This is a genomic window from Mesorhizobium sangaii, assembly GCF_014207355.1.
GTDB lineage: Bacteria > Pseudomonadota > Alphaproteobacteria > Rhizobiales > Rhizobiaceae > Mesorhizobium > Mesorhizobium sangaii.
On the sequence record NZ_JACHEF010000004.1, the window covers coordinates 534,093 to 548,054 of the forward strand.

Annotated in this window: 7 protein-coding genes; 5 read left to right on the plus strand and 2 right to left on the minus strand. The window is 62.0% G+C overall.

The annotated features are described in order from the left end of the window. Nucleotides 1-200 precede the first annotated feature (200 nt). Complete coding sequence (locus HNQ71_RS22725; protein ID WP_184874836.1) at nucleotides 201-2,036, plus strand: patatin-like phospholipase family protein; 1,836 nt, start codon at nucleotides 201-203, stop codon at nucleotides 2,034-2,036. Between the two features lie 345 nt (nucleotides 2,037-2,381). Here HNQ71_RS22725 and HNQ71_RS22730 read toward each other — a convergent pair whose 3' ends face one another. Then, nucleotides 2,382-3,344 carry a DMT family transporter gene (locus tag HNQ71_RS22730; protein WP_184874837.1) on the minus strand — a complete coding sequence of 321 codons (963 nt, stop codon included), beginning with the start codon at nucleotides 3,342-3,344 and terminating at the stop codon, nucleotides 2,382-2,384. A 435-nt stretch (nucleotides 3,345-3,779) separates the two neighbouring features. Between HNQ71_RS22730 and HNQ71_RS22735 the strand changes: the two genes are divergently transcribed. Further along, the gene (locus HNQ71_RS22735; protein ID WP_184874883.1) at nucleotides 3,780-4,886 is read left to right on the plus strand and encodes an efflux RND transporter periplasmic adaptor subunit; all 1,107 of its coding nucleotides are present in this window, start codon (nucleotides 3,780-3,782) and stop codon (nucleotides 4,884-4,886) included. Continuing rightward, a complete protein-coding gene (locus tag HNQ71_RS22740) occupies nucleotides 4,883-8,086 on the plus strand; it encodes an efflux RND transporter permease subunit (RefSeq protein ID WP_184874838.1) in 3,204 nt (1,067 codons plus the stop codon). The genes HNQ71_RS22735 and HNQ71_RS22740 overlap by 4 nt, the downstream gene beginning before the upstream one ends. A gap of 797 nt (nucleotides 8,087-8,883) precedes the next feature. Here the strand turns inward: HNQ71_RS22740 and HNQ71_RS22745 are convergent. Continuing rightward, nucleotides 8,884-11,049, minus strand: coding sequence for an adenylate/guanylate cyclase domain-containing protein (locus HNQ71_RS22745; protein WP_184874839.1), 2,166 nt, complete (start codon nucleotides 11,047-11,049; stop codon nucleotides 8,884-8,886). A gap of 351 nt (nucleotides 11,050-11,400) precedes the next feature. On the opposite strand from HNQ71_RS22745, the gene HNQ71_RS22750 reads away from it, so the two are divergent. Then, nucleotides 11,401-12,039: a response regulator transcription factor gene (locus tag HNQ71_RS22750; RefSeq protein ID WP_184874840.1), complete on the plus strand. Its 639-nt coding sequence runs from the start codon at nucleotides 11,401-11,403 to the stop codon at nucleotides 12,037-12,039. Between the two features lie 297 nt (nucleotides 12,040-12,336). Then, nucleotides 12,337-13,962, plus strand: a 1,626-nt coding sequence (locus tag HNQ71_RS22755) for a DUF5801 repeats-in-toxin domain-containing protein (protein ID WP_210333994.1), incomplete at its 3' end; no start/stop codon positions are given.

Below are 13,962 nucleotides of genomic sequence, written 5' to 3' on the forward strand. Positions count from 1 at the left end.
AAGGTCGCGGTTGGTCTAAATCAGCAGCCACTCAACGGGAAACCCGCGCACCAGCGGCTGCAATTTCATCGTCGGAGGCTGGCGCCCGTCGAGGATTGCCTCAACGTTGCGGTTCGGCTCGGATCACACCTTGCGACGCTGCAAACACGAGCGGTACGGGATACAATTGCCGGAGCGAATGCGTCCCTGGGATGGCTCAAATGTCCTCTGTCGATTCTCTCGCCGCGAGATTATTGTCGGCGACATTGATGTTCGATCGGGCGTCGTTGCTGGCGCTCGAGGCTTTGGCTGCCGAATCCGACCGTCGGGTCCTGAGGCGCGGTGAGGTCCTGGTTCGCGAAGGCGATCCATCGGACAGGTTCTTCGTCGTGCTGTCCGGTCGCTTTACGGTACACAAAGGAGACCCGATTGGCACGGTCGCCGAGATCGCACAGGGCGAACTAGTCGGCGAAATTGGTTTTTTTGCAGGGCTGCCCCGTACGGCCACTGTCCTTGCAGCGCGCGATTCGATCGTCCTTGAAATCAGTCGTAATCATTTCGAGAAGGCGGCCGAGGCTTTGCCGAACCTGAGAGAGGCGGTCACAATATCTCTGGCGCGCCGGTTTGCCACGCAATCTCCGATTTTGTCACGTCTCCAGAAACCTGCCAAGATCCGAACGCTTGCCGTTATTGCAGCCGGCGGAAGTCGCATCTCACCGGTTTTCATCGGGCACCTACAGCAAGAGTTCGGCGCGGTCACGCGCGCTCAGTTCGTTTCCCGGCTTGACGTCCACGCGAAGTTCGCAGGTCGTCCGATCGACGGCCAGCCGGTCCTTAACTGGTTGAACGAACTGGAGGCGCAAGCTGAATTCGTTGTCTACGTCGCCGATGAAGAACCTAATGAATGGACACGAGTCTGCATTCGCCAGGCCGATACCGTCCTGTTGCTGGCGAACGCGTCCTCCTCGCCTCGCTTGAACGCGTCCGAGAAATTGGCGCTATCGGTCCATCCACCATCGACCGGTCGGCTTGTCCTAATTCACGACAATCGCTCGGCTGCGGTCTCCGGCACCTCTGCGTGGCTCGATGAGCGTCCCTATGTCGGCCAGCATCATCATGTTGCGCTGGAGGACGGGGCTGATATCCAGCGCCTGGTTCGATTTATTTCCTGCAAGGCACGTGGCTTCGTGGCGGCGGGGGGTGGGTCCCTGGGCAGCGCCCATCTGGGCGTCTACAAGGCCTTCGTCGAGGCGGGCGGGCGCTTCGACTATCTCGGCGGGACGAGTTCCGGAGCGGCGATGATGGCCGGCTTCGCAAGAGGGTTGGACGCGGAGCAGATCGACCGCGGCACGCACAACATATTTGTCAAGAGTCGGGCGTTTCGGCGCCCCACCTTGCCGCGTTTCGCGCTTCTAGATCACAAAACCTTCGATCGAGCCCTTCGGGAGGAATACGGCGACGTTCTGATCGAAGATCTTTGGCTTCCGTTCTTTGCGCTTTCGACCAATCTGAGCAGCCGTCAGCCCCATGTCCACCGTCGTGGAAAACTCTGGCAAGCCGTTCGGGCATCCGGCTCGATCCCGGGTGTCCTGCCGCCGTTCTTTACGGCTGACGGCGATATGCTGGTGGACGGCGCCATCATGAACAATTTGCCGATGGAACAGATGAGGAAACTCAAGACCGGCCCCAATGTCATCGTGAGCTTTGGGTCCAGTGGACCGCAAAAATACCACATCGACTATGACCGCATCCCCGGGAGATCGGAACTGGCGGTCGCCCTGCTGAACCCTTTCGGCCGTGCCCGCTTGCCGAAAGTTCCAAGCATGCTTCAGGTTATTGCCGCGAGTATGCTGGCACACGGGCCGCAGGACATTGCCGTCGGCGACGAGGATGTCTTGGTCTGTCCGCAGGTTTCGAGCACGATCGGCTTCATGGATTGGAGTCGGCATTCCGAGTTGTTTTCGGACGCCTACGACCGCACGGCGCAATGGATCGAGGAACGTCTCCGCCAGAACGACTCAGGGCTCCGGGCGGTGCTCGGTAACGCACATACTTAGCGCATCACGGCGCGATACCGGCAGCCCGAACATCAAAAGCGCGGCGATGAGCAAATGCACGGCAAGGCAGGCAGGTTCGTCAGGGTGGAAACCGGAAGTTCGACGCGAACCCAACAGAGAGCTCGCCGGCTGTTCACGGCTGCTCTCAATCCTCGGACAAGCCGGCCAGAGAACTATCAGAAGCGACGCGGGATCAAGGGACGTCGCCTGGCCGGACGTGACGCGCAGGAGAGGGCATCTTTGCAACCGCGACGATCACTCCGGCACGCCGGAGATGCCCAGCTCCTCGACGTAACGCTCGGCGACCGGCGGAGACGCAATTGCGTCAAAACCAGACCTTCGCAACTAGCTGGCATTGCGCCGTTGGCGCGGCCCGGGTTTGACCACGGTGGCGAGTACGATGCCGACGACGATGAAGGCCGCACCGACCAGATCGTAATCGTGCAAGCCCTCGCCGAGCAGCAGATAGGCGAGTATGGCGACGAACACCGTCTGCAGATAGAGCAACATGCTCGCCCGGCTCGCGCCCAGCGTTTCCACGCTTTTGTTGTAGAGATAGTACATCAAGGCGCCGCCGGGACCTGCCAGATAGGCGAGCGCGAGAATGCTGTCGACGTCCATGGCGGAGCGTTCGTCGTTGAACAATTCCCACAGATGAAAAGGCAAGGCGACCAGCGCACCGGCGCCGAGCAGCAGTACGACCATCGGCAGGAGTTCGATGCCGAATTTGGCACGGCGCAAAAGCACGGTGTACAGGCCCCAGCAGAACGCGCTGCCGACGATCCACAGTTCGCCGGCGTTGAACTTGAGTTGCAGCAGCGCCGCCAGGTTCCCGTGGGCAACGATGAAAATCATCCCGGCGAGCGCAACCAGCGCGCCAAGCGACTTCCACAGGCCGAGCGGCTCGCCAAGCACGAAACGGGCGAGCACCATCGTCATGACAGGCGACAGCGCCATGATGATGCCGGCCGTGGTGGCGTCGGTGTCGTTGAGGCCATGGTAGATCATACCCTGGCACAGCGTGAGGCCGATCGCCCCCACGGCGACGACCTCCACGGCGCGAGTTCGCAAAAGGCCGATCATCGCGTCGTGATGATGGTGCACAATCGGCAGCAGGATTGCGCAAGCGAGCGTCAGCCGCCAGAAGCAGAGGCCCCAGGGCGGCATTTCAGGCGCCACCCATTTGGCCGCGATATAGACCCCAGCCGAAAGCAACCAGCACAGGACGGCGGCCGGATAGCCGGTCAAGGAGGATACGGGCCCGGCCACGGGTTGCGCGGCTTCATGCGCTATCGGCATTGCCTGCATGTCATGCCCTCCCCTTCGATGACGTCGGCCCGAGGGGCAATATAACCTGCGTCGTTGGGTCGTGCATTCGTTTTGAAATGTTGGGGTCGAAAAGGAATCTGAGCTCGGCCGCCATATGTCTTTCGACGGAGCGAAGAGGCTGTAGGGCGCGCGGCCAGCCTGGCCTCGGCTGCCTTAGCCCGGAGGCGTCAGCCACAGGGTGGACATTTCAGCTCACATGGAAAATGATCATGTTGCCATGCACAACCCTGCAGTGGTTATCTCGACGAGAAGCCTGAGCGTAGAAGCGGATCAACCGACCTCCGGGTCCAGCGAGCAAGGACGCAAATGGACACCCCAGAGAATGGGCAATTGCATCGCGACGCGGGCGGGCGACCCCGTCGATCGGCCGGCTGGCTTGCCGGCGCCGCCGTGTCGGCGGCATTCCTGCTCGGCATGGTTTTCAGCAGCACCGCGTTTGCGCAGGACCAGCAGCTACCCGTGGTAACGGCGGCCAAGCCGGTGGTCCGTGAAATCGTCGAAGACGACGAGTTCGTCGGGCGTTTCGAAGCCGTCGACGAGGTCGCCATCCGTTCGCGGGTCAGCGGCTATCTGGACAAGGTCAGCTTCCAGGACGGCGCACTGGTCAACAAGGGCGACCTGCTCTTCACCATCGACCAGCGTCCGTACCAGGCGGCTTATGATGCCGCCAAATCGCAAGTGGACGTCGCCAAGAGTCTGCTCGAATTCTCCAAGATGCAGCTGGATCGCGCCGACGAACTCGCCAAGACCGGCAATATCTCAACCGCGACGGTCGACGACCGCCGGCGGGAATACCTTTCGGCGCAGGCGCAGATGCAGGGCGCGACGGCTGCGCTGACGACGGCCAGCCTGAACATGGAATTCACCGAGATCAAGGCGCCCTTGTCCGGCCGCATCGACCGCCGGCTGGTGTCGGTCGGCAACCTCGTGCAGCCGGATTCCACCTTGCTGACGACCATCGTTACGCGCGATCCGATCGACTTCTATTTCGACGTCGATGAGCGCCTGTATTTCAGCTACGCCCGCGACGCGAAGCAGCGCGGCGGCAGCATGCAGGAAGGCGCCGGCGGGCTCGACGTGGTGGTTCGCGTCGCCGACCGCGCGGAGGCGGTATTCAAGGGCAAGCTCGATTTTGCCGAGAACCGGATCGACAACGCGACCGGCACCATGCGGGTGCGCGCAAGGTTTCCCAACGCCGACGGCATTCTCCAGCCAGGCATGTTCGGGCGCATCAACGTGCCGGGGTCGCTGCCGCATAGCGGCGTGCTGGTGCCCGACGAGGCGATCGGCGCCGATCAGGATCGCCGCATCGTGTTCCTGGTGGACGAGGCCGGGATGGTGTCGGCGAAGCCCGTGCGCACCGGCCCGCTTCTCGACGGCTACCGGGTGATCCGCCAGGGCCTGACCGGCAACGAGACGATCATCGTCAACGGGCTGATGCACGCCAGGCCCGGCACCAAGGTGAAGGTCGAGATGGTGACGTTGCCGCCCAAAGTCGAGACCGCCGGGTTGCAGCAATGAGGTTCGCACATTTCTTCGTCGATCGTCCGATCTTCGCATCGGTTGTTTCGATCGTCCTGCTGATCCTCGGCGGGATCGCTTATACCCAGCTGCCGGTCGCGCAATATCCCGAGATCGCGCCGCCGACCATCGTCGTTCGCGCGCAGTATCCGGGCGCCGACGCGGAGACGGTCGCAGCGACGGTGGCAACGCCGATCGAGCAGGAGATCAACGGCGTCGAGGGCATGCTCTACATGTCGTCCTATTCGTCGGGCGACGGGGCGATGGCGCTGACCATCACCTTCAAGCTGGGCACCGATCTCGACCAGGCGCAGGTGCTGGTGCAGAACCGCGTGTCGATCGCCGAGCCGCGCCTGCCCGAAGAAGTCCGCCGCCTCGGCATCACCACCACCAAGAGCTCGCCCGACCTGATGATGGTCGTGCACATGCTGTCGCCCGACAATACCTACGACCAGCTCTACGTCTCGAACTACGCCCGCTCGCAGGTGCGCGACATACTGCTCAGGCTCGACGGCGTCGGCGACCTTACCATCTTCGGCGAACGCGAATATTCGCTGCGCATCTGGCTCGATCCGGAGAAACTGTCCGCCCTGGGGATGACCTCGGGCGATGTGGTGCAGGCGCTGCGCGACCAGAACGTCCAGGTGTCGGGCGGTTCGATCGGCGCGCCGCCGACCAACACCGGCACGGCGTTCCAGTACACGGTCACCACGCAAGGCCGCTTCAACGACGCACGCGACTTCCGATACGTGATCGTCAAATCGGCCGACGACGGCCGCCTTATCTCGCTGCAGGACGTGGCGCGCATCGAGCTCGGCGCCAAGGATTACGTCACCAACTCCTATCTCAACGGCAAACCGGCGGTGGCGCTCGCCATCTTCCAGCGGCCGGGCACCAATGCGCTCGCCGCAGCCGCGGAGATCCAGGACAAGATGAAGGAGCTTTCCCGCGACTTCCCGAAGGGGTTGACCTACGACATCGTCTACAATCCGACCGAGTTCGTCGCCGAGTCGATCCAGGAGGTCTACAAGACGATCCTCGAGGCAATGGTGCTGGTCATCATCGTCATCATCGTCTTCCTGCAATCGTGGCGCATGGCGATCGTGCCGATCGTGGCGATCCCCGTGTCGCTGATCGGCACGCTGGCGGTGCTTTACGCCGCCGGCTTCTCGCTCAACATGCTGACGCTGTTCGGCCTCGTTCTGGCGATCGGCATCGTCGTCGACGATGCGATCGTCGTGGTCGAGAACGTCGAGCGCAATATCGCCAGAGGGCTGGCGCCCAATCCGGCGGCGCACCTGACCATGGACGAAGTCGGAACGGCGGTCATCGCGATCTCGCTGGTGCTGATAGCCGTGTTCGTGCCGACAGCCTTCATCCCCGGCATTTCTGGGCAGTTCTACCTGCAGTTTGCGATCACCATCGCGGTGTCGACCGCGATCTCGGCATTCAATTCGCTGACGCTTTCGCCGGCGCTGGCTGCACTGCTGTTCAAGCCGCACCACGCCGCGGCGGCGCCGTCGCGCTTTTTCCTGGCGCGATTCGGACGGGCACTCGCCGACGGCTTCAATCGCGGCTTCGACAGGCTCGCCCATTGGTATTCGAGCATCATCCGCGTGCTGGTCGGCTCGTGGATAACGATCGCCGCCATGCTGGGCGTTTTCGCGGCCCTCATCTGCGCCACGGTCTACATGGTGCAGGCGGTGCCGCGCGGTTTCATTCCGTCGCTCGACCAGGGCTATGCGATCGTCGTCGTCCAGTTGCCGGATGGCGCCTCTCTGTCGAGGACCGATGCGGTCATACAGCAGGCGTCGCAGATCATCCAGAAAACGCCAGGCGTCGACTACGCGGTCGCCTTCGCCGGCTTCTCCGGCGCGACCTTCACCAACGCCAGCAACGCAGGCGTGATCTTCGCCAGGTTCAAGCCGTTTGACGAGCGACTGAAAGCCGGCCAGTCGGCGACCCAGGTCATCGGCAATCTGTTCGGCAGCCTGCAAAGCATCAAGGAAGCCTTCATCATCGCACTGCCGCCGCCGCCGATCCGCGGCATCGGTAATGCCGGCGGCTTCAAGCTGCAGATCCAGGAGCGCAACAGCGCCGACATGCGGCAGATCCTGGCGCTTGCCTACGAAATCGCCGGCAAGGCCAACAAGACGCCGGGGCTGACGGGCGTGTTCACCACGTTCTCCGCGTCGAGCCCGCAATTCTTCCTGGCGATCGATCGCGACAAGGCGCGCATCCTGAACGTGCCGATCCCCAACATCTTCGAGACGCTGTCGATCAATCTGGGCACCGCCTACGTCAACGACTTCAATGCTTTCGGGCGCGTCTACCAGGTGCGGGCACAGGCCGACCAGGCGTTCCGCCTCGATCGCGCCGACATCTTGAAACTGAAGGTGCGCTCGGCGACCGGCGCGCTGGTTCCTCTCGGTACGTTGATCGAGATCCGCGACGTCACCGGCCCGGCGCTGGTCCAGCGCTACAACATGTACGTCTCGGTGCCGCTGCAGGGCAACGCGGCGCCCGGCGTTTCCACGGGCGACGCGCTGGCATTGATGGAAGGGATCACGGCAAAGACGCTGCCGGCCGGGACCTCGTATGAATGGACCGAGCTCGCCTATCAGCAGCGCAACACCGGCAATGCGGCTGTCTATATCTTCGGACTGTCGGTTCTGTTCGTGTTCCTGGCACTGGCGGCGCAATATGAAAGCTGGGTGCTGCCGTTCGCCATTGTGCTGGTGGTGCCGCTCGGCGTGCTCGCGGCGTTGCTCGGTGTGTCTTTCCGAGGGCTGGACAACAACATCCTCGTGCAGATCGGCCTCATCGTGCTGATAGGTCTTGCCGCCAAGAACGCGATCCTGATCGTCGAATTCGCGCGGCAGGCGCAGGAACGCGGCCTGTCGGCCGCCGAGGCTGCCGTCGAAGCCTGCCGGCTCAGGCTGCGGCCGATCCTGATGACCGCCTTCTCGTTCATCCTCGGCGTCGTGCCGCTGATGATCGCAACGGGCCCGGGCGCGGAAATGCGCCAGTCGCTCGGCACAGCGGTGTTCTCCGGCATGCTCGGCGTCACCTTCGTCGGCCTGTTCCTGACGCCGGTTTTCTACGTCACCCTCAGGTCGCTGTTTTCACGGCGCAAGCCCCGTGCCGAGGCCGAGCCTTCGGGGCCGGCAGAGGCGCCATCGGAGACGGCCGCCGAGTAGGGTTACGAATTCGCCGCGTCGGGCACGGCTCCGGCCGGGATTTCAACGAGGGATTCGAAATTTGTTCCCGCGCATTTCGCATAAGTTAGCGATCTCTTGTCGGCGAGGCTAGTGTAGCGCCTCGGACTCAGGTCCGGCAGGCATACTTCACCTTGCCCCACTGGCTGCATTGAGGACACAAAGGACGGAGATAGGCCAACTTGTCGCCCGGAATATTTCCGCAACTGGTGATCGTCAGGCTACCGCCATTGAAACCCTCCAAGCTGTAGGATTCCCAAGTGCCGCTGAGGGGCTGATCGTCTTCTCGTAGTTTCAAATACCCGGTGCGACCGCATTCGCAAACCAGCTTTTCCCGTAAAACAGTTGAGAGCACTTAGGACTGCCTTTCCGATGCGGCAAACAAGTCCGATCGTCCTTGCGAACCGACTTGATACGCTGGATGGCCGGTGCGGCCTTGGGGCTATCTTGGGGATGCGAAAGCCGCACCGGTCACTGCGGGAAGGGGTTGCGTTCCCCGCGCTGCCAAACCTATGGGCATATTAGCAACTTCGCAATTAAGCCTATTGGCGGGACTAAGACTGAAGTCCAACCCAGCCGTAGGGGCTAGTTCATCGGGCCTGTACCGTAGCCTTTCGGTGGCGTCTAGCGTTGTCGATCGACGCCGCCACCGCCCGACTACCCGCCATGGGTGAATAAAGTGGTTGGCTTCATGCGTGCCTTGTTCAGCTTTCGGAGGCAGCCCCCTTCTCGTCGGCACTGACCCCGAGCCTCACCAGCGCGCGTTCTTTGCCGACCGCCTATTTGACGGGCGAAAACTCAAAACGATCGAAACGGAAGACTGCCGTATACTCGTTGCGTCGCTCCGGCGTCCCGGCAGGATTGCGGAAGATCGCGCCGCAGGTTGTCTGAACTTTCGGAATGGCGTCGCATAGGAAGTTCTGCTGCACCCAGCTGGTTGATTTGTCTATCCATGCGCCTCCCCCGCGCAGGTCACGACCGAGGATGAGCGACCTGATCTCCGAACCGGTAAGCCGGTCCTTCGCATCCAGATCGACCGCTTCCGGCAACTCCGGCAAACCGGCCTTGTCCAGGCCGTCCAGCAGACGCCCGATGTCAGCCGGGTTCTTGAACACAAAATACCTCTGCGTGACCAGCTGATTTGCCCCTCCATCCTTTCGTTCCAGCATGACGTTTCTTAGCCTGTCACGATAGGCCGCAACCTGGTCGCTGCGCCCGAGATGTGCGTAGGCCGAAACCAACACCTGCAGGCCGTAGAATTTCGGCCATGGATCGGGCGATTGGAGATCGATCCTTTCAAGGTAGTCGACAGCTTCCTCGAAACGACCCTGGCCGAATTCAGCCAGCCCAGCCTGGTAGTGCCGATGGTCATTGCTGCCTGGATCGACACGGTTGGCGGCGACGAGATAGTCGCGCGCCTCGTCCGGCCTGCCATTGAAATTCAGGGCTTCTGCCAGCCCGACATAGTTCAGGGGATCGCTCGGGTCGAGCGCCACTGCCTTGAACATAACCGCGACTGCCTCGTCGGATCGGTGCTCGCGAACCAGCAAACTGGCGACGAGCTGATAGTAGGACGGCGAGGGATGCTTGGCCGCCTCCCCCAGGTACTTGTAGACGTTGTACAACGCACCGATGTCAGACACGGTTAAAGCTTGGCCCCGCGGCCCGTCCATGTCCCAAAAGGCCCATGCGAGCGAGGCTGCCGCCGCGCCGAAATTCGGATCGAGTTCCAGCGCCTGCTGGAAAAACCTCACCGCCTGCGCAAACTCATCTGGAGTGTTGCGACGATTGTAGATTTCCATGCCCTGGAGGTAAGCTTCGTAAGCTGCAGGATTGCGCGTGCCGCCCGCGACATCTGCCTTGCCTTGGGCGCTGACAAGACGGAGCTTGAGCGCGCCTGCGATGCTGACGACGACTTTGTCCTGCAGCGCAAACACATCCGTCCACTGGCCGTCGAAACGTTCTGCCCAGAGATGACCGGTGGTCGAGCCGTCGATCAATTGCGCGTTGATACGCATGTCGTCGCCGACCCGACGTATCGAGCCCTCCAGTATGTACCGGACACCAAGTGCTGCGGCGACGTCAGCGGCCTTAGTCTCCTTGTCCTTGTAGGTGGAAGCCGCGTTCCGCGATACGACGAACAGGCCGGGCACGCGTGCAAGCTCTGTGGTCAGGTCCTCGGTGAAACCGTCAACCAGATACCCCTGCGCCTTGTCGTCGCTGAGATTGTCAAATGGAAGCACGACGAGGGATGGCCGGGTGTCGGCTTTCGCATTGGCCGTCAGAGCGGTGGGCCGAAGCGGTGGCTCCCACGGTCGCCACCACGCTGCTGCAAGGCAGACCGCGACGACAAGCACCCCGATAGCAACGGCCAGATTGCGCCTGAAGCGTGGGTGTCGATTGACGGCCATGGGCTTTCCCGCCACCGCGGGATCGAGCAGCACCCGGAACGCCTCCACCGGTTCGGCGATGTTCTTCAGCTTCTGTTGGCCCATCGGCTCAAAGCCGAAAGCCAACTTCTTCTCAACCTCTTTTGCGACCTTTGCCGAGACACAGATGCCGCCAGGTTCCGCTAGTTGTTGGAGCCTGGCAGCGACGTTGACGCCCTCGCCATATCGGTCCTCGCCCTCGACAATTACCTCGCCGAGATTGATCCCGATCCTGACGCGAATCCGATGATCCTCGGAAACGGACGCGTTGCGTTCCGCCAGAGCTTGCTGCAACGACACGGCACATTCGACCGCGTCCACGACGCTGCCGAATTCGGCCAGCAGTCCATCGCCCATCAGCTTGAAGATGTGGCCGTGGTGGCGGGCAATCTCAGGCTCGAACAGTTCCTTGCGCCGAGCACGAAGGCGCTCGAACGTGCCGGCCTCGTCGCGTTCCATCTGGGCGGAATAGCCCACAACATCGGCAGCAAGGATGGCGGAAAGCTTACGGTCCATCGATCTGGCCTGTCCCCCGTGGAGTATAGACCTGGTGATACCGAATTGAAACGACCGACCTCTCCAGACAGGAACTGCGCTGCGAACTCATGGGGAGTTGTGGCAGCGGTTGCGAGCATAGCGCCACGACCTCAACCCCCCATCGTCGTCGGAATGCACTGCCGCACCATCCTGCGGCGTCAGCCTGGTCCATAGCCCCGGCGGCCGTGTCCGCGCCGGTCGGCCCGACAGCCTCGGATTGGTATTATAGCATAAACTATATTAGTGATTGCTTGACAAAATGCCTGACCTCTGGTTTCCTGATTTGCCGGGTATTGAAACAAGTTTGTTGCGTTTCCGGACGGTGTTCGCATGTCGACCTTGGTTGTCGCGGACCCGCGGGGGGTGTATCTCGCCGGTCTGGAATGGGTTCTGCGGAAGGCTGGACACGATGTCGTCGCCCAGTGCCGCCGCCCTGCCGACATTGTCCCCAATGTGGAGCACCATCGGCCTGATATTGTCATCGTCGGCCTGGATATCGCGGACCCGCAAATGGCCGGTCTTTCCTCCCGGCTGAGGTCCTGCGACAGCGCTCTCGGCATCATCTTCATCCTGCAGGCAAACGGCCGGCTCGACCTCAAGGAAATACAGTCACTCGACGGCGACGGCCTGCTTTTGGACGGCATCAGCCACCGCTATCTTCTCGAATGCGTGAATGCGGTGGCGGCAGGCAAGAAATGGATCGACAACAAGATCGTCCAGCAATTGCTGATGCCAGAACCGCAGCATCAGCCGACGTCCAGGCTCACCGGACGGGAAACCGAAATCGCCGATCTCGTCTCGCGCGGATTGCGCAACAAGACCATCGCGCAACGGCTGCATGTTTCCGAAGGCACGGTGAAGATGCACCTGCATCATGTCTACGAGAAACTGCATCTCGACAGCCGAGCTGAACTGGCCTGGGTAGCGCATGGCAAAGGCGCCGAGCGTCCGGGAACCGGCCTGCTCTGATCATCTCTTTCCACTGGCATCGACAGGGTGCGGCAAGCCGCCTGACGGCATCGGCCTCGATGCCGTCGCCATTGCCGGCGGCGCCTGCGCCGGCCTGATCTATCGAACGATATATATCGTTCGATCAGGTATGGGCATTCACCCCAATACTATCGAACCGCGAATGGACGCGTCCTCTGCGTCGGCGGCACATTGAAGGATTGAAGGCCGCAAATTCAGTGGGCCAGCGGATGCACTGGGTGGCGGCATCCGGCATCTGGGGGCTGGGCCCCCATCATGCGACAGGGGAGCACAGCAATGACCATCACCTTCATTCTCAACGACGAGGCCGTTAACGACCAGACCACCGGACTGCAAACCGGCGACAACGTCGACGACGCCTTCACGGATACCGATGTTGCGTACTCCGCTTTGCCGGCCTCGTTCCGGACCTATCTCGAATCGACTCTTGGGCTGAATTCCGCATTCCCAACCAGCATCGGCGTCGCGACCAAGACGAACTCGGTCACCGTCAACGCAACCGCCGGCTCCCAGCTCGTCGGCACTACGTTCACCGACGGCAACGGCGGCACCCTCAACGGCGACGATAGCGGGCTCAACACCCTCGGCGGCAAGGATATCCTGCTCTTCGCCGGAGCAAACGACACCGTGATCGGAAAATATGACAGCGATGGCAACGGCAGTGCAGACGCGGTCGCCTTCGTCGTCTTCAAGCAGGACGTGATCAACGCCGGCGCGACCAGCGACCAGGTGACCTTCAACATCGTCACCTACGTTCCGATCTTCCATGGCAGCAACCCCAACCCGGATGACGCGGTCGATCTCGGCAACACCCTCAAGCTCGCGGCGAGCGAGACGCTCAACTTCGGCTTTGCCGGAGCGCCCTCCGGCAGCAACCTGTTCATGACCTTCGGCGATCCAAACTCCACGCAGATCGTGGTGATAGGGAAAGATCCGTTGAATCAGTCCCAGGGCGGAAACATCTCGACCAAAGATGTACTCAATATCAGCCAAGCCGGCAGCACCACCTCGTTCGGCGTCAACGGCAACGCGATCAACCCCACCGAGGGGGCGTACATCACCTACGTCTCGGGCACGAACACGAACTTCCTCGTGCCAAATCTGGACCAGAACGAGGCCGACGTCGAAGCCAACATCGCCTTCCAGAACGTCGTGAGTGCGACGGGGGCGTCCTTCACCGTCAACCAGACCAATCCGGGCGTCGGACCCGTGACCGTCAAGATCTCTGCCTTCACCACAGCCGCGGAGTCGGGAGCGAATTTCGTCGACGGGCTCACCAACGACACGCACGTCGCCATCACGTCGTTCTCGTTGACCAACGTCGTCGTCAAGACAGGCAATACGCAATATACTCCGGCCGCTTCGATCGACGCCAACGGCGACTTGATCATCACCGGCCTAAGCAGCGGCGACACGGTGCAGTGGACGACAAGCGGAACCCATAATCGGGTGCTGATCGAAAACATCAGCAACGCGGATAGCGATCCCAGCAACGACAACAACACTTTCGACATCGGCGGCTTCGGCATCGTGACATCCAATTCCGCCTCGGAGTTCGTCGGCCAGCAGATCGTGATCGAAGATGACGGCCCGACGGCGGGCATCGTCCAGGGCGCTCCCACGGTGGCGCATGACGAGACCGCCGGCATCCAGGCAGATGCCGACGACACCACGGCACCGGCGGTTGTCGCCCTGTTCGCGGGCGTCAGCAATGTCAGCTCCGATCTGAGCCCGACCGGCTACGCACAGGACCCAGGCGCGGTGGTGAGTTCCACCGGAAGCTCGTTCGGCACCGATCAGGCGGGGGGCACGACGGCATTCTCGCTGGCGGTGTCCGCCGCCGGCGTGGATTCCGGCCTCGACACGACCGCCGGCACCAGCATCTTCCTGTTCAAGGAAGGC